Below are 16298 nucleotides of genomic sequence, written 5' to 3' on the forward strand. Positions count from 1 at the left end.
GTCAGCTCCAGGCGTGGAAGGGCGGGTTGACCCCGTTCAACGCGTGGTTGCCGACGATGGCGTATTTCCAGCGCACCGGATCGTGCAGCGTATGGGTGCGGGCGTTGCGCCAGTGGCGGTCGAGATTGTGCTCGGCAAGCGTCGAGCGGGTGCCGGCGAGCTCGAAGAGCTTGTTGGTGGCGGCCAGCGCCACCTCCGTCGTCAGCACCTTGGCCTCCGCCACCGCGAGCTGGGCGGCGGCGACGGTCGCCGCATCGGGCGCGACGAGCGCCGCGTCGATGGCGAGGCCCGCCCGCTCGAGCAGCGCCTCGGCCGCGTGGAGCTGGATGGTCAGCGCGCCCACGGCCTGGATCGTGTAGGGGTCGTCGGAGGCCCGCTCCAGCCCGCTGTCGATCCAGGGCCGCGCCTTGTCGCGCACGAAGGCGACCGTCTCGTCGATCGCCTCGCGGGCGATGCCCGCATCCACCGCCGCCTGGATGATCTGGAAGATCGCCCCGTCCGAGCGCGGCGCCTGATAGCCCTTCCAGGCCGGCACGAGATGGGATTTCGGCACCCGCACGTCCTCGATGAGGACGGTGCCGCTCGCCGTGCCGCGCTGGCCGAAGCTCGACCAGTCGTCGATCACCGTGAGCCCCGGCGCGTCGCGCTCGGCGATGGCGTACCAGGCCCGGCCCTCGTCATCGACGGCCACGATCGGCACGAGATGGGCGAGCAGAGCGCCGGTGGCGTAGAACTTTTGGCCCCTGACGACGACGTGGTCGCCGTGGTCGGTGAAGCGGGTCTCGAAATCGGCGGCGCGTTTGGTGCCCTTCTCGGAGAAGGCGTTGCCGAAGCGGGTGCCAGACAGCACCTCGCCGAAGAGCAGCGTCTGCTGCGCCTCGTCGGACACCGTGCGGATCGCCGCGACGATGCCGAGATGGTTCTGGGCGATCTGCCCGATGGACGGGTCCGCCGCCGAGACGATCGCGATCACCCGTGCCAGGGTCGCGTAGGAGACCTCCGGCCCGCCGAACGCCCTCGGCACGTTGATCGACCAGAGCCCGCTCTGCGAGAAGGCGTCGAGCTCGCGCAAGGGGCGGACGCCGGCCTGATCGCGCGCGGCTGCACCCTTGCGGAACTCCGCCGCCAGGGCATGGGCGACGCGGATCGCCTCCGCGTCGTCCCGGATGACATGCGCGGCTCCCGCCGGACGGGCGGGACCGGGCGAGCCCTCCGCCCGACGGCCCGCCTCGACCTGCGCAGCGCTGACGGCGATGTTCATGGAATCTCTCCGGTTGGTGAGGGCAGGGGGAGGCCGGCGTGGCGCGGTCAGGCCGCCTCGGCCCGGCGCTCGCGCGCGGCTTCCAGCGCCCGCACGCGCGGAATGACGTGCTCGCCGAAATAGGCGACCTCCTCCTGGAAGTGCAGGAAGGCCAGAAGCGCGAGATCGACGCCGACATCCTTCAGCGCCACGATGCGCTCGGCGATCTGGTCGGGCGTACCGATGAGGTTCGTCTTGAAGCCGTCGTTGTACTGGACGAGATCCTCGAAGCTCGACTTCGCCCAGTTTCCCTCGCCCTCAGGCGACGCCTTGCCGGCGTTCTTGACCTCGTGGCCGAACGCCTTCACCGCCTCCGGGTCGGCATGGTCGATGATCTCCTGGAGGACGGCGCGGGCCTCCTCCTCGGTGTCGCGGGCGATGACGAAGGCGTTGACGCCGACCTTGACGGAATGTCCGTTCGCGGCGGCCTTGGCCCGGATGTCGTCGACCTGGGCCCTGATGCCGTCCGGCGTGTTGCCGTTGGTGAAGTACCAGTCCGACACGCGGGCGGCCATGTCGCGCGCGGCCCGCGACGAGCCGCCTTGGAAGATCTCGGGCAGCGGCGCGGCGGGCTTCGGCTTCAGGGTGTAGTCCGTGTAGCGGTAGAAGTCGCCGCGGAAGCTGAATCCGTCCTGCGTCCAGATCCCGCGCAAGGCACGGATGAACTCCTCCGAGCGGCGGTAGCGCTCGTCATGGTCGAGCCAGGGCTCGCCGATGGCGCGGAACTCCCCCGAGAACCAGCCCGACACGACGTTGACCGCGATGCGCCCGTTCGTGAGCTGGCTGATCGTGGCGACCTGCTTGGCGGCGAGCGTCGGGTTCCAGGGGCCGGGCAGCAGCGCCGCGATCACCTTCAGCCGCGAGGTCGACGCGAGCAGCGCGTGGCTGAAGGCCACCGACTCGTGCTGGTATTCGGCGCCGTAACCGGCGGTGAAGCGGATCTGCGTCAGCGCGTAGTCGAAGCCGGCCTCCTCCGCGATCCGGGCGAGCGTGCGGTTGTAGTCGGCATCCCACGAGGTGCGCTGCGGGATCCGGCTGATTACCAGCCCGCCCGAGACGTTCGGCACCCAATAAGCGAAGCGGATCGGATCGGACGGCGCGACGGTCGAACGCGTGGTCATGGACGGCCCCTCGGACGGTTGACGGCACGGAGCAGCCCCGCCGCCGGCAGCAGCAGGCGGCAAGCAACTCCAAGCATCACATCTGTAAGATCGAAATTCCTGTCTGATGAATTTCGATACCGCCGAGCATCCCACGCCGAATGCGCAGGGTCAAAGGAAGCGGTTTCTCTTTTTCTACTTCCCTGGACCGGATCGTTCTCGATCGACTTCGCCGGCGAGACGAAAATCCGTTCGGCTCCATGGTCCGCGCATCGCGGCACACCGCCATGCCAGGAGAGAGGGCGGCCCATGCCGGTTCGAGCCCGAAAGGCGCCGGAGGATGTGAGAGGGGACGGCCGGAAGCCGGATCCGACGAATCGAAGAGGCGGCCGGCACCGTCCGCCGCGTCGCTGAAAGATGGTGGGCCCGGCAGGACTCGAACCTGCAACCAGACCGTTATGAGCGGTCGGCTCTAACCATTGAGCTACAGGCCCGAAGTGTTCTCATGGAAAACACCGGGATCGATCGCCGCGCGGGTCCGACGCGTCCGGCGACGGGCATCCCGCGATGGGGTAGCCGCGCCTCGGACCGGAGGCAAGAGCCGTGAGCCCGCCTGAGCGGGCCAGCCCGCTCAGGCGGGCAGGCCCATCGTCTCGAACAGGAAGCCGTCCACCGCCGGGATCGTCACCGCGAGGCCGGCCGCGTAGGCGGGCTTCGACAGGCGCCACGGACGCTCGCCCCCCGCACGGATCGCCTCGGACGGGCGCAGGCGGCGGAAGGAGCCGTCCTCGCCGACTTCCTCGATGGTCAGGAACCCGTAGACCAGGAGCCGCGAGGCGGTGAGCTTGGTGTCGCGGTCGCCGGCCGCCACGGAGAGGGCGCCGCTGGCATAGACCGTATCCATCAGCGCGCGCTGCTCGGTGCGCCGGCGGGAGCGGCCGTCATGGCCCGCCATATGGGCCGCCATGGGCCGGTCGCCGGCCGGAATGCGGCGGAAGGGGACGACGTTGTCTGCGGCGCTCGATACGCAACCCATACGCTTCACCACCCGCGTGCCGACGCGAAACGACTCGTCCGGGCGGCTGGCACGTGTGGAAGTCGCGGCCCGGCGGACGGGAGAATCCGCCGAGTCGGCTTAATGGTCGCTTAGCCATGCCGCCCGGAAAGGACGCCGGGGCGTCCCGAAACGGGGCGGCGCGCCGCCCTCAGGAGAGGGCGACCTTGTACTCGGCCTCGGTGCGCGTGCGGACGTCGTCCTCGGTGACGCCGTCGGCGAGCTCGATCAGGGTCATGCCGCCGCCGCCCTTCTTGTCGATGGTGAAGACGCCGAGATCGGTGATCACCATGTCGACGACGGCCGTGCCGGTGAGCGGCAGGTCGCAGGATTTCAGGAGCTTGGGGGATTCCGAGCCGTCCTTGTTCTTGGCGACGTGCTCCATCACCACGACCACGCGCTTGACGCCGGCCACGAGGTCCATGGCGCCGCCCATGCCCTTCACCATCTTGCCGGGGATCATCCAGTTGGCGAGGTCGCCGTTGCCGGCCACCTGCATGGCGCCGAGGATCGACAGGTTGATGTGGCCGCCCCGGATCATCCCGAAGGAATCGGCCGAGGAGAAGTAGCTCGTCGTCGGCAGCGCCGTGATGGTCTGCTTGCCGGCGTTGATGAGGTCCGGGTCCTCCTCGCCCTCGTAGGGGAAGGGACCCATGCCGAGCATGCCGTTCTCCGACTGGAGCTGCACCGACATGCCCTCGGGGATGAAGTTCGACACCAGCGTCGGGATGCCGATGCCGAGATTCACGTAGAAGCCGTCCTCCAGCTCCTTGGCGGCGCGCGCCGCCATCTGATCGCGGGTCCAGGCCATGGATGGGGTCTCCTCACAGGATGGGTTCCCTCCCCCCTGCGGGGAGGGTCAGGGTGGGGGTGGTTCAGGCGGAACCGCAGAGCGACGTCCGGGCCGACCCCACCTCCGGCTCCTCCCCGCAAGGGGGAGGAGAGGCCTCAGACGGCGCCGCCGCCGGCCGCCGCGGAGGCGGCATCCTGGCGCTTGCGCACGGTGCGCTGCTCGATCTGCTTCTCGCGGATCGGGACGTGGATGATGCGCTTCACGAAGATGCCGGCGGTGTGGATGGTATCGGGATCGATCTCGCCGGGCTGCACGAGATGCTCGACCTGGGCGATGGTCATCCTCGCGGCGGTGGCCATCATCGGATTGAAGTTCCGCGCCGTCATCCGGTACGAGAGGTTGCCCTCTGTGTCGCCACGATGGGCGTGGACGAGGGCGATGTCGGCGAAGAGGCCGCGCTCCATCACGTAGTGCTCGCCGTCGAACTCGCGCACCTCCTTGCCCTCGGCCACCTTGGTGCCGACGCCCGTCTTGGTGAAGAAGGCCGGGATGCCGGCGCCGCCCGCGCGGATGCGCTCGGCCAGCGTCCCCTGCGGGTTGAACTCGATCTCGAGCTCGCCGGCGAGGAACTGGCGGGCGAACTCCTTGTTCTCGCCGACATAGGACGAGATCATCTTGGACACCTGCCGGGTGTCGAGCAGCTTGCCGAGGCCGACGCCATCGATGCCGGCGTTGTTGGAGATGACGGTGAGGTTCTTCGCGCCCGATTCGCGCACCGCCTCGATCAGCTCGTCCGGGATGCCGCAGAGGCCGAAGCCGCCGCACATCAGGGTCATGCCGTCGCGTATCTCGCCCGCCAGCGCGGCGGCCGCGTCCGAATAGACCTTCTTCATCGTCTGGCGTCCCCTCCGGGGCCTTCCGTCCCACGACGGGACCGGCCTCAATGATGTCGCATCGCGCGGAAAGAAGCTCTTTTCCGATTTCGGCGCGCCGGTCCAGTCGGCGGCGGGCGCGCGGTGTCACAGATCGTGAAGCATGAAGCGCGCCGGGAAGACAAAGGCGGCGGGAGGTTCTAAGACGCTGGTCGCGCGCTTCCGGCCGCGCGGGCGTCGTGTGCGCGGGTGTCGTGGGGGCGACACCGCGTCCGGGCCGCTTGCGGGAGCGCTCTTCGGCGCATCCGCCCCGGCCGGCGCCCGCCGTCCCGACGGAACGGAGTCCGTTTGCCCCTGCGCGTTCCCTTTCTCCGGCGGCCGGCCCCGATGAAGCGGCGATCCGCGCGCGAGCTCGCCCCCGCATTGTGCCTCGCGGTGATCGCGGCGGCCGGGATCGTGGCGGCCTGCATGCCCTGGTCCGTGCCGGCGGCGCGGGTGACGGGGTTCGCGACCCGCGCCTTCTCCGATTACGGGCTCGCCTTCTCCGCCGAGGGCGCCGCCGAGCTGACGCTGCTGCCGCTGCCGCGCATCGGGTTCGCGCGCACCCGGATCGCCGCAGCCGACGGGACCTCCCTCGCGGAAGGCGGCCGCCTGACCGTCGAGCTCGCCCCGACGGCGCTGCTGTCGGGCCGCGCCGAGCTCGCCTCCGTGGTGCTCGACGGCGCCAGGATCGACCTCGGCCGCCTCGACGGGGACGGCCTTCCGGGCGGCCCCCTGCGCGGCCTCGCGGAACGCTTCGCCGGGAGCGGCTCGTCCCATCCCCGCCGCGTCTCGCTCACGCGCTGCACGGTGACGGCCACCGATGCCGAGGGCTCGTCCGAGCGCGGGGGCGAGGTCGAGGCGATGCTGTCCTGGCCGTTGTGGAGCGCCAGCCTCGACGCGGCCGGCAGCCTGATCTGGCACGGCGCGCGGACGCGCTTCGCCTTCGCCGGGCTGCGGCCGCGCGATCTCGCGGAAGGGCGGACGAGCCCGGTCTCCGCCATGCTCGCCTGGCCGGAGGGCACGCTCAGCGTCGAGGGCAGCGCGCGGCTCGGCGCCGAGGCGGCCCTCTCCGGGCATGGCAGGCTCGACGCGCGCGATCTTCCCCGGACGCTCGCCTGGATCGGGGCGGACATGGCGCTCTCGCCCATCGTGCGGAGCCTGTCCCTCGACGGCGCCTTCGAGGGCTCGGCCACGGGCATCATGATCCCGCGCGTGCGCGTCGGCATCGGCAACAGCAGCCTGGAGGGGGCGGTGTCGGCCTCCTTCGAGGGCCGTCCCGCCGTGCAGGCGACCCTGGCGGCGGAGGATCTCGATCTCGGACCGCTGCTCGGCGGCCTCGTGCGCCTGCTCGACGCCGAGCAGGGCGCCGGCCCGCGCCCGGTGGCGCTGAAGCCGCTCACCGGCAGCGATCTCGACCTGCGCCTCTCGGCCGGCTCCAGCCGGATCGGGCCGGTCCGTGTGGAGGATATCGCGGCCAGCGTGCTGGTGCGCGGCGAATCCGTCGAGGCATCGCTCAGCCGGGCGCGCGTCTCCGGCAGCACGGTGAAGGCGCGGCTCGCGCTGACCGCCGCCGCCGAGGACGCGGACGAGACCGAGCTGCGCGCGCAGGGCACCTTCGACGGGCTCGACATCGGCGCGCTCCTCGCGGAGATCGGCGGGGAGCGCTGGGTGGTCGGCGCCACGCAGGGGCAGTTCGCCCTGGAGAGCAGCGGGCGCGACGTCGCCGCGCTCACCGCCCATGTGGCCGGGCGCGCCGCCTTCGCCATGGAGGGCGGCGCCATCGCCGGGCTCGACCTCTCGGACGTGATCCACCGCAACGGCGCGCTGGCGCCGGGGGCGCTGGCGCGGCGCAACGGGCGCACCACCTTCGAGCGGGCGGCGGTGTCCCTGAAATTCGCCAACGGCGTCGGCGAGATCGGCGACGGTTTCCTCAGGAGCGGTTCGGTCAACGCCGCCATTCGCGGCAACCTGTCCCTGCCGGAGCGCCGCTTCACGGCCCGCGTGACCTTGCAGCCGCGCGCCGTCGGCGGCGAGGCGCCCCGGCGCGGCACCCTGTTCGACATCTCCGGCCCCTGGGACGGGGTCTCCGTGAAGGCGACCCGCCTCGACCAGGGCGAGACCGATCCGGTCCTCCAGGGTCCGCCGGCGACCTCGCCGGCGGCGCTGCGCCTGCCGGCCTCCGCCCGCGCCTACGCGCCCTGACCGGTTCGGATCAGGCGACGCGGCGCGCGCCGAGCCAGGAGGCCGCGAGCACCACCAGGGCGACGCCGGCGAGCAGCAGGGTCGAGGCGGCGTTGATCTCCGGGTTCACCCCGAGCCGGACCTGGCTGTAGAGCCGCATCGGCAGCGTCGTGGCGCCCGGCCCCGAGACGAAGCTCGCGATGACGAGATCGTCGAGGGACAGGGTGAAGGCGAGCAGGAACCCGGCCGCGACGGCGGGCGCCAGCAGTGGCAGGGTGATCGTGAGGAAGACCCGCGCCGGCCCGGCCCCGAGATCGGCGGCCGCCTCCGTCAGGCTCCGGTCGAGGCCGCGCAGACGCGCGGCGACCACGACGGCGACGAAGCCGGTGCCGAAGGTGGCATGCGCGATCACGATGGTGACGACGCCCCGGTCGAGCCCGACGCCGACGAAGAGCAGCAGCAGCGACAACCCGGTGATCACCTCCGGCATCACCATCGGCGCGTAGACGAGGCCGGTGAACATCCCCCGTCCCGCGAAGCGCCCGTGCCGCTCCAGCGCCAGGGCCGCGAGCGTGCCGAGCAGCGTGGCGATCCCCGCCGCCGGCAGCGCCACGAGCAGGCTGACGCGGGCGGCGTCGAGCAAGGCGCGATCCTGAAGCAGCACCGCGTACCAGCGCGTCGAGAAACCGCCCCACACCGTCACGAGGGCGGAGGCGTTGAAGGAATAGACCACCAGCACCGTGATGGGCGCGTAGAGGAACAGCAGGCCAAGCGTCAGCGCCGTGCGGGTGAAGGCGGTCACGGGCGCGTCGCCTCGGCGCGTCGGGATTCGGCCTCCCGGAAGAACACCACCGGCACCACGACGATGACGAGGATCATCACCGCCACCGCCGAGGCGAGGGGCCAGTCGCGGTTGGAGAAGAACTCGCTCCACAGCACGCGCCCGAGCATCAGCGTATCCGAGCCGCCGAGCAGGTCCGGGATGATGAACTCGCCGACCATCGGGATGAAGCAGAGCAGCGCGCCGGCCACCAGCCCCGGCGCCGAGAGCGGCAGCGTCACGCTCCAGAACACCCGCGCCGGGGAGGCGCCGAGATCGGCGGCGGCCGCGCGCAGGTCGGGATCGAGCCGGCTCATCACCGCATAGAGCGGCAGCACCAGGAAGGGCAGATAGGCGTAGGTCAGCCCGATCAGCACGGCGACTTGCGTGTTGAGGATCTCGAGCGGGGCCGCGATCAGCCCGAGCTTCAGGAGGGCCGCGTTGAGGAGCCCCTCCGGCTTGAGGATGGCGATCCAGGCGTAGACCCGGATCAGGAAGCTCGTCCAGAACGGCACCACCACCAGCGCCACCAGCAGCGGTTGCCACCGTGCCGGAGCGCGGGCCATGGCATAGGCGAGCGGCGTGCCGAGCGCGACCAGGATCGCCGTCGCCGTGCCCGCCAGCGCCAGGGAGGAGAGGGCGGCGTCGCGGTAGAGCGCGTCGGAGGCCAGGGCCTCGAAGTTCTGAAAGTTCAGGGCCTCGAGGAAGGTCGACCAGCCGTCGAGCCCGCCCTGCCAGTCGAGCACCGGCAGATAGGGCGGCATCGCGGTGGCGGCTTCCGAGAGCGCGATCTTCAGGGTGATCGCGAAGGGCACGAGGAAGAACGCCCCGAGCCAGAGGAGGGGCGGCAGCCGCGCCAGGAAGCGCAAGGCGCGGGCGCCCCTCATGCCGGCAGGATCGCCGCGTCGCGCGGCGCGAAGGCGACCCGCACCGCCTCGCCCACGGCCGGGCCGGCGGCCTCCGTCGCGGGAGCGCTGGCGCGCAGCACGGTCCCGTCGGAGAGCCGCACGAGGCGGCGGATGCGCTCGCCGAGGAAGGTCGCCTCGGTGAGCACGCCCGGCAGCCCCTCGCCGGAGGCGTCTCGCAGCACGATCCGCTCCGGGCGCAGCGCGACCACCACCTCGGCGCCCTCCGCCAGATCGGTCTCCGACGCCCGCGCCTGGACGCTTCCGAACGCGGTCCCGACCGCGCGCAGGGGGCCCGGCCCGGCCGGTCCGAGCCGGCCGGCGACGAGGTTGACGTCGCCGAGCAGCGCCGCGACGAAACGGCTCGCCGGCCGCTCGTAGAGGTCCGCCGCCGGGCCGATCTGCACGAGCCGGCCGCCCTCCATCACGCCGATGCGGTCGGCCAGCGCCATCGCCTCCTCGGGGTCGTGGGTGACGACGACGAAGCCGGCGCCGAGCCGGCGCTGGAGCGCGCGCAGCTCGGCCTGGGTCTCCTCCCGGAGCGAGCGGTCGAGGGCGCCCAGCGGCTCGTCGAGGAGCAGCACCCTCGGCTCGCGGGCGAGCGCGCGGGCGAGCGCCACCCGCTGCCGCTGCCCGCCGGAGAGGGTCTCGGGACGGCGCTCGCCGAGGCCCTCGAGGCGTACCAGCCGGAGCAGCCCCGCCACCCGCTCGGCGATGGCGCCCTTGCCCAACCCGAGCCCCTTGAGCCCGTAGGCGAGGTTCCCGGCCACGCTCATATGCGGAAACAGCGCGTAGGACTGGAACATCAGGTTCACCGGCCGCCGATGCGGGGGCAGGCCGGTGATGTCGGCGCCGTCGAGCAGGATGCGGCCGGATGTCGGCGCGTCGAGCCCGGCGACGAGGCGCAGCAGCGTGCTCTTCCCGCACCCCGACGGCCCGAGCAGGCAGACGAACTCGCCTTGCCCGATGGCCAGCGACACGTCGTCCACGGCGGCCTGCGCGCCGAAGCGCTTCGTCACGCCCTCGATCCGCAGGAGGGCGGAGCCGTCCGGCGCAAGCTCGGGCGGCAAGGGCCTAGCTGTCCTCGCGCAGGGCCTCGGCGACGCGGGCCTCCAGGAGGTCCGGCCGGCGCAGCACCAGGGCGCCGCGGGTGCGGTCGACGAGGCCCTCGTTGGCCATCACCGTGAACTCGCGCGTCACCTGCTCGCGGCGGCAGCCGATGCGGGCGGCCAGCACATGGTGATAGGGCGGGGGCGTCACCACCCGCTCGTCGCCGCCCCCGGCGCGCGGCACCGAGAGGCGCAGCAGCTCCGCGTAGAGCCGGTGGCGCAGATCCAGCAGCGCGTGCTCCATCAGGCGGGTGTTCAGCTCGCGCACGCGCTTGGTGAGCAGGCGGAAGAGCCGGTCGGCGATGGTCTCGGAGGCGAAGACCATCTGCCGAAACACGGGCGCGGAGACCACGCAGACCTCGCCGCGCGTCAGCGCGGTGACGTTGGCCGAGCGGCCCACGCCGTCGAGCGCCGCGAGCTCGCCGAAGAAGGCGCCCCCGCGCATCTCGCCGAGGATCACCTCCTTGCCCGACTGCGAGCGGTTGAGGATGCGCACCTCGCCCGAGGCGAGGAAATAGACGTCCGTCGAGACGTCGTCGAAATCGACCAGCACCTCGTTCTCGTCGAACTTGCGCCAATGGCAGCGCGTCTCGAAGGGGGCGAGGTCGATCCCCGGCTCCTTGAAGAACGGTATCGTACCCAGACGCGCCATGACCTCGAAACCCCCGCATACCCTCGCGCGGCGACCGACCGGTCCACGGTCCCGCCACGCGGCCCGATCGGCACGGCGGCCGATTCCCCCCGTCACGCGGATCGGTCCCCGGTCGCGCCGGACTCCACCGCCGAGCTCGCCGGATGGTGACGACAGGGCCGGCGGGGGTCAAGTCGCGCCGGGCCGGATCGGGTGGATGAAGCGTCTGCATCGTCAGCCGAATTCGCGACGACGCAGCACGGCGCGGCGCGGCCGGCTTTCCAGGCGGCGGCGCATCGGCTACCTGCCGGCCCGCAACCCGGCGGCGGCAAGGCCGCCCATGGCCTTGGCATGACCGACAGCCCTCCCGCATCCGGCCCCCGTCCCGCCCGGCAGGCGACGCTCGCCGGGAGCTTCACCCGCTCCGGCCGGGGCCTGCACACGGCCCGCTTCGCCACGGTGCGGGTGTCGCCGGCCGAGCCCGGCTCGGGCGTCGTCTTCCGGCGCACGCTGCGGGGAGGGGGCGTCGTGAGCGTGCCAGCCTCCTGGCATTGCCGCGTCTCACAGCCGCTCTGCACGGCGCTCAAGGCGCCGGACGGCTCGCTGGTGCGCACCGTCGAGCACCTGCTCGCCTCGCTCAGCGCCTTTCGCATCGACAATGCGCTGGTGGAGATCGACTCGGAGGAGCTGCCGATCTTCGACGGCAGCGCCACGCCCTGGTGCGAGGCGATCCGGGAGGCGGGCCGCGTCGAGCAGGACGCGCCGAGGCGCTATATCCGCGTTCTGCGCGAGGTCGCCTTCGAGGACGGGCGCCGCAGCCTCTCGATCGCGTCGGCCGAGCAGCTCGCCATCGCCGCCCGTCTCTCGCTCTCCCATTTTGGCGAGATGGCCTGGGAGGGCGCGATCACGCCGGAAAGCTTTGCGCGCGAACTTGCGCCGTCGCGCAGCTTCGGCCGGCTGAAATGGGCGCTGCCGGCCAAGATCTACGGCTTCGTGACCCGAAAGCCCCTGCTGCGCGGGGCGAGCTTCAAGACCACCGCGGCCATCGTGGGAGGGCGCGTCGTCGGCGGCATGCGGCTGCCGGCCGAGCCCGTGCGCCACCGCATCATGGATCTCGTCGGCGACCTTTCGCTTGCCGGGCACCCGATCCTCGGACGGCTCACCGGCGCGCATATCGGCCACGAGGTGAACCACGCGCTGGTCGCCAAGCTGATGCGGGAGGAGGGCGCCTGGGAGCTGGTGTAGGCTCCGGAAAGGCAAGCGCAACCGCGCGCCGCCGCCCATGCGGCGAACGCGGATGCTCCGAGCATCGGGGCATCCGCCGAGCGGAGACCGAGACAGCTTGCCCTCGGGGCGCCGCGCGGCCAGAACGCGCCCATGCTGCGCGTCAACGACCTCTCCTACCGCATCGGCGAGCGCCTGATCCTCGACCAGGCGACCTTCTCGATTCCCGACCGGGCCCGCGTCGGGCTCGTCGGGCGCAACGGCGCCGGCAAGACCACGCTGTTTCGCGCCATCCTCGGCGAGCTGCCCACCGATGCCGGCGCCGTCTCGCTCCCCAAAGGCATGCGCATCGGCGCGGTGGCGCAGGAGGCGCCCGCCGGCCCCGAGACCCTGCACGCCGTGGTGCTCGCCGCCGATACCGAGCGCGCCCGCCTGATGGCCGAGGCGGAAAACGCCGACGGGGTGCGCCGGGCCGAGATCGAGACGCGGCTCGTGGATATCGGCGCGCATTCGGCGCCCGCGCGGGCAGCGGCGATCCTGCACGGCCTCGGCTTCGACGCGGCGGCGCAGGCGCGGCCCTGCTCGGACTTCTCCGGCGGCTGGCGCATGCGCGTGGCGCTCGCGGCCGTGCTGTTCTCCGAGCCCGACCTGCTGCTGCTGGACGAGCCCACCAACTATCTCGACATCGAGGGCACGCTCTGGCTCTACGATTATCTCGAGCGCTACCCGCGCACCGCGATCATCATCAGCCACGACCGCGACCTTCTCGATACCTCCGTCGACCACATCCTGCATCTCGACCGGGGCAAGCTGACGATCTACCGGGGCGGCTACACCTCCTTCGCGCGCCAGCTCTCCGAGAAGCGCGTGCTCCAGGCCAAGGCCAAGGCCCGCCAGGACGCCGAGCGCGCCCATCTCCAGAGCTTCATCGACCGCTTCAAGGCCAAGGCGACGAAGGCCCGGCAGGCGCAGTCGCGCGTCAAGCGGCTCGCCAAGATGGAGCCCATCGCGGCGCTGCTCGAGGACGACGTGCCCGTCATCCACCTGCCGAGCCCGGAGCGCCCCCTCTCGCCGCCCATCGTCGCGATGGAGCGGGTGAACGCGGGCTACGGCGAGCGGGTCGTGCTCTCGGGGCTCAATCTGAGCCTCGCCCCCGACGATCGGGTGGCGCTGCTCGGCGCCAACGGCAACGGCAAGTCGACCTTCTGCAAGCTCATCGGCGGGCGGATGGAACCGCTCTCGGGCACGATGCGGCGCTCCTCGAAGATGGAGGTCGCCTATTTCGCCCAGCACCAATTGGATGAGCTGCGTCCGTCCGAGAGCGCCGTGGCGCATGTCCGCTCGCTGATGCCGGACGTGCCCGAGGCGCGGGTGCGCGCGGCCGCCGCCCGGCTCGGCTTCCCGGCCTCGAAAGCGGATACGCCGGTCTCGCAGCTCTCGGGCGGCGAGAAGGCGCGGCTGCTCATGGGGCTCGCGGCGTTCGCCGGCCCGCATCTCCTCATCCTCGACGAGCCGACGAACCATCTCGACATCGAGAGCCGGCAGGCGCTGGTCGAGGCGATCAACGACTACGAGGGGGCGGTGATCCTCGTCAGCCACGACCGCTTCCTGATCGAGGCCTGCGCCGACCGGCTGTGGATCGTCTCGAACGGCTCGGTGAAGGCCTTCGACGGCGACATGGACGATTACCGCAAGCTGGTGCTCGCCGGGCCGGAGCCCACCGACGCCAAGTCGGCCGAGCCGTCCGGCGGCCAGAAGGCGGCCGAGCGGCGCTCGGCGGTGGAGCGCCGGGCCGCGCTCGCCCCCTTGCGCAGGAAGCTCGAGGCGACGGAGGCCCGCATGGCCAAGCTCTCGGAGGCCATCGCCAAGATCGACGCGGCGCTGGCCGACGGCAAGGCGTTCCGCGAGAACGCGGCGAAGGCCGGCGACATCTCCCGCATGCGCGCGGAGGCCGTCACCGCGCTCGGCGCGGCGGAGGAGGAGTGGCTGGCGCTGAGCGGCGAGATCGAGGCGGGCTGAGGGCGCCCGTTCAGGCGATCTTGGTGGTCATGTCGACGAGGCTCGCCTCGCCGCTCTTCCTCACCAGCGCGATGCCGTGCTCGCAATCCTCGCGGCGGGCATAGCCCTCGGCGGAATCGGCGATGATGTTGCCGTTCTGGACCCGCAGGCGCCAGCGCCAGTGGCCGGAGGCGTCCCGGTAGAGTTCGAAGCGCATCCGTCTGTCCTCGTCGGTCGGTCTACGCTGTCTAGATGGCGCGCGCCGGTGCCCGCGCAATGTGCGGACCGGACCCGGATGGCAAAACGCCGCCCGAAGAGAATCCGGACGGCGTTTCGTGACTCATACGGGTTTCGGTCCCAGATGCGTCTCCCTCCCCCCTTTGCGGGGGAGGGTGGGCCTCGCGTAAGCGAGGGTCGGGAGAGGGGAGCGCGCTGTGCGGCACCGTCGCTCCCCTCTCCCGACCCGCTTCGCGGGCCACCCTCTCCCGCGGAGGGGAGAGGGGTACCCGTGCTTCTCAGTTGCGCGAGCCGCGATCGAGCCAGGCGATGCTCTGGCCGCCTTCGCCGCGCGAGCGCGAGCCCTCGGCGCCGCGCTGCTCGGACCGTCCGCGACCGCCCGGCTGGCGGTTGCCCGCCGGACGCTGCTGCTCGGCGCGGGGACCGTTGCGGCCCTCGTGATGCGCGGTGGCGGGACGCTGGGCCGGACGGCCGTCGTTGCGGCGCTCGTCCGCGCGGGGAGCGGCGGCGCCCTCCGGGCGGCGGTTCTGCTGCGGGCGGCCCTGCTGGGGCCGGTTGCCGTTGGGGCGGCCCTGGTTCGGACGGCCCTGATCGGGACGGCCGGGTCCACGGCCCTGGCCCTGGCGCTGGCCGCCGCCGGGGCGCTGGCCGCGCGGACGATCGCGGTCCTCGGCGGCGAGCTGGTCGGCCTCGGCGCGCGACGGCATCACGAACCCCTCGGGGAAGCCGGAGACCGGCACCTTCTGGCGGGTGATGCGCTCGATATCGCGCAGATACGCCTTCTCCTCGTCATTGCAGAAGGAGATGGCGAGCCCGGTGGCTCCCGCGCGGGCCGTGCGGCCGATGCGGTGGACATAAGATTCCGGCACGTTCGGCAGGTCGAAATTGACGACGTGGCTCACGCCGTCGACGTCGATGCCGCGCGCGGCGATGTCGGTGGCCACCAGCACCCGGCAGTCGCCGTCCTTGAAGGCGGCGAGCGCCCGCTCGCGCTGCGGCTGGGACTTGTTGCCGTGGATCGCGGCGGACACCATGCCGACCTTGTCGAGGTTGCGCACCACGCGGTCAGCCCCGTGCTTGGTGCGGGTGAAGACCAGCACCCGCTCGAAGCTGGGATCGCGCAGGATATGGGCGAGGAGCGCCTGCTTCACGCCGGTCTGTGCGAAGATCACCGTCTGGTCGACGCGCTCGGCGGTGGTGGCCACCGGCGTCACCGCGACCTGCACGGGGTCGCGCAGGTACTGGTCGGCGAGGCCGGCGATGTTCTTCGGCATGGTGGCCGAGAAGAACAGGCTCTGGCGCTTGGCCGGCAGCATCCGCACGATGCGCTTGAGGGCGTGGATGAAGCCGAGGTCGAGCATCTGGTCGGCCTCGTCGAGGACGAGGATCTCGACGCCCTCCAGGGTGAGGGAGCGGCGCTCGATCAGGTCGATGAGCCGGCCCGGCGTGGCGACGAGGATGTCGACCCCCGGCGCCAGCGCCCGCTCCTGGCGGGAGATGGTGACGCCGCCGAACACCACGGTGTTGGTGTAGGGCAGGTGGCGGCCGTAGTCCGAAAAGCTCTCGGCGATCTGGTTGGCGAGCTCGCGGGTGGGGGAGAGCACCAGCACGCGGCAGCCCCGGCGCGGGGCGCGGCGGTTCTCCAGCGAGAGCCGGTGCAGGATCGGCAGGGCGAAGGCGGCGGTCTTGCCGGTGCCGGTCTGGGCGATGCCGCAGAGGTCGCGACCTTCCATGGCCGGCGGGATCGCCTGCGCCTGGATCGGGGTCGGCGCGGTGTAGCCGGCTTCCTCCAGGGCCCGCAGCACGGGCTGGGCGAGACCGAAATCGGTGAACTGGGTCAAGTCTGACAAACTTCTCGTGTGGAACGGAACCCCGACCTGCCGCCTCGTTCAGGCGAGGCGTCGGCATGGATATGCGGGGATCGGGTCCGTCCTGGCAGGAGGCCGCCCGCGTGAAGGGGCAGCCCGGATGCATGCAGGTTTGAAGAGAGGGGCCGGACCGGGTCGTGCCGCCTGATGCCGGCGGTCTCGAT

At 71.9% G+C, this 16298-nt stretch carries 14 protein-coding genes and 1 tRNA gene; 3 read left to right on the top strand and 12 right to left on the bottom strand.

What is annotated here, in order from left to right:
• Position 1: 1 nt before the first annotated feature.
• The 6 genes from ACP56T_RS13500 to ACP56T_RS13525 all read right to left on the bottom strand — a co-directional run bounded on the left by ACP56T_RS13500 (position 2) and on the right by ACP56T_RS13525 (position 5140).
• Positions 2–1261: an SfnB family sulfur acquisition oxidoreductase gene (locus ACP56T_RS13500; RefSeq protein ID WP_430912646.1), complete on the bottom strand. Its 1260-nt coding sequence runs from the start codon at positions 1259–1261 to the stop codon at positions 2–4.
• Positions 1262–1308: 47 nt separating this feature from the next.
• Positions 1309–2421, bottom strand: coding sequence for a dimethylsulfone monooxygenase SfnG (sfnG, locus tag ACP56T_RS13505; protein ID WP_430912647.1), 1113 nt, complete (start codon positions 2419–2421; stop codon positions 1309–1311).
• A gap of 397 nt (positions 2422–2818) precedes the next feature.
• Positions 2819–2894: transfer RNA gene (locus ACP56T_RS13510), tRNA-Ile, on the bottom strand.
• Positions 2895–3031: 137 nt separating this feature from the next.
• Positions 3032–3436: a hypothetical protein gene (locus tag ACP56T_RS13515; protein ID WP_430912648.1), complete on the bottom strand. Its 405-nt coding sequence runs from the start codon at positions 3434–3436 to the stop codon at positions 3032–3034.
• A gap of 169 nt (positions 3437–3605) precedes the next feature.
• Positions 3606–4265: a 3-oxoacid CoA-transferase subunit B gene (locus tag ACP56T_RS13520; RefSeq protein ID WP_430912649.1), complete on the bottom strand. Its 660-nt coding sequence runs from the start codon at positions 4263–4265 to the stop codon at positions 3606–3608.
• 137 nt (positions 4266–4402) lie between these two features.
• Positions 4403–5140, bottom strand: a complete 738-nt coding sequence (locus tag ACP56T_RS13525; RefSeq protein WP_430912650.1) for a CoA transferase subunit A — start codon at positions 5138–5140, stop codon at positions 4403–4405.
• A gap of 366 nt (positions 5141–5506) precedes the next feature.
• Here ACP56T_RS13525 and ACP56T_RS13530 point away from each other — a divergent pair, with 366 nt between their 5' ends.
• Complete coding sequence (locus ACP56T_RS13530; RefSeq protein ID WP_430912651.1) at positions 5507–7363, top strand: AsmA family protein; 1857 nt, start codon at positions 5507–5509, stop codon at positions 7361–7363.
• A gap of 10 nt (positions 7364–7373) precedes the next feature.
• On the opposite strand, the gene ACP56T_RS13535 is transcribed toward ACP56T_RS13530, so the two are convergent.
• The 4 genes from ACP56T_RS13535 to ACP56T_RS13550 are packed head-to-tail and all read right to left on the bottom strand — an operon-like array spanning position 7374 to position 10828.
• Positions 7374–8144, bottom strand: a complete 771-nt coding sequence (locus ACP56T_RS13535; protein WP_430912652.1) for an ABC transporter permease subunit — start codon at positions 8142–8144, stop codon at positions 7374–7376.
• A complete protein-coding gene (locus ACP56T_RS13540) occupies positions 8141–9049 on the bottom strand; it encodes an ABC transporter permease (protein ID WP_430912653.1) in 909 nt (302 codons plus the stop codon). The genes ACP56T_RS13535 and ACP56T_RS13540 overlap by 4 nt, the downstream gene beginning before the upstream one ends.
• Complete coding sequence (locus ACP56T_RS13545) at positions 9046–10137, bottom strand: ABC transporter ATP-binding protein (RefSeq protein ID WP_430912654.1); 1092 nt, start codon at positions 10135–10137, stop codon at positions 9046–9048. Before ACP56T_RS13545 ends, ACP56T_RS13540 begins: the two co-directional genes overlap by 4 nt.
• A 4-nt stretch (positions 10138–10141) precedes the next feature.
• Complete coding sequence (locus ACP56T_RS13550) at positions 10142–10828, bottom strand: Crp/Fnr family transcriptional regulator (RefSeq protein ID WP_430912655.1); 687 nt, start codon at positions 10826–10828, stop codon at positions 10142–10144.
• A gap of 330 nt (positions 10829–11158) precedes the next feature.
• Here ACP56T_RS13550 and ACP56T_RS13555 point away from each other — a divergent pair, with 330 nt between their 5' ends.
• Both ACP56T_RS13555 and ACP56T_RS13560 read left to right on the top strand, forming a co-directional pair.
• Complete coding sequence (locus tag ACP56T_RS13555; RefSeq protein WP_430912656.1) at positions 11159–12052, top strand: UDP-3-O-acyl-N-acetylglucosamine deacetylase; 894 nt, start codon at positions 11159–11161, stop codon at positions 12050–12052.
• Between the two features lie 132 nt (positions 12053–12184).
• Positions 12185–14050 carry an ABC-F family ATP-binding cassette domain-containing protein gene (locus ACP56T_RS13560; RefSeq protein WP_430912657.1) on the top strand — a complete coding sequence of 622 codons (1866 nt, stop codon included), beginning with the start codon at positions 12185–12187 and terminating at the stop codon, positions 14048–14050.
• Positions 14051–14060: 10 nt separating this feature from the next.
• Here ACP56T_RS13560 and ACP56T_RS13565 read toward each other — a convergent pair whose 3' ends face one another.
• A complete protein-coding gene (locus tag ACP56T_RS13565) occupies positions 14061–14246 on the bottom strand; it encodes a YegP family protein (protein WP_430912658.1) in 186 nt (61 codons plus the stop codon).
• 298 nt (positions 14247–14544) lie between these two features.
• Entirely contained in the window at positions 14545–16107 is a 1563-nt protein-coding gene (locus ACP56T_RS13570) for a DEAD/DEAH box helicase (protein ID WP_430912659.1), read from the bottom strand.
• Positions 16108–16298: the final 191 nt, after the last annotated feature.

This window comes from Methylobacterium endophyticum (genome assembly GCF_050591105.1).
In the GTDB taxonomy this organism is placed as follows: Bacteria; Pseudomonadota; Alphaproteobacteria; order Rhizobiales; family Beijerinckiaceae; genus Methylobacterium.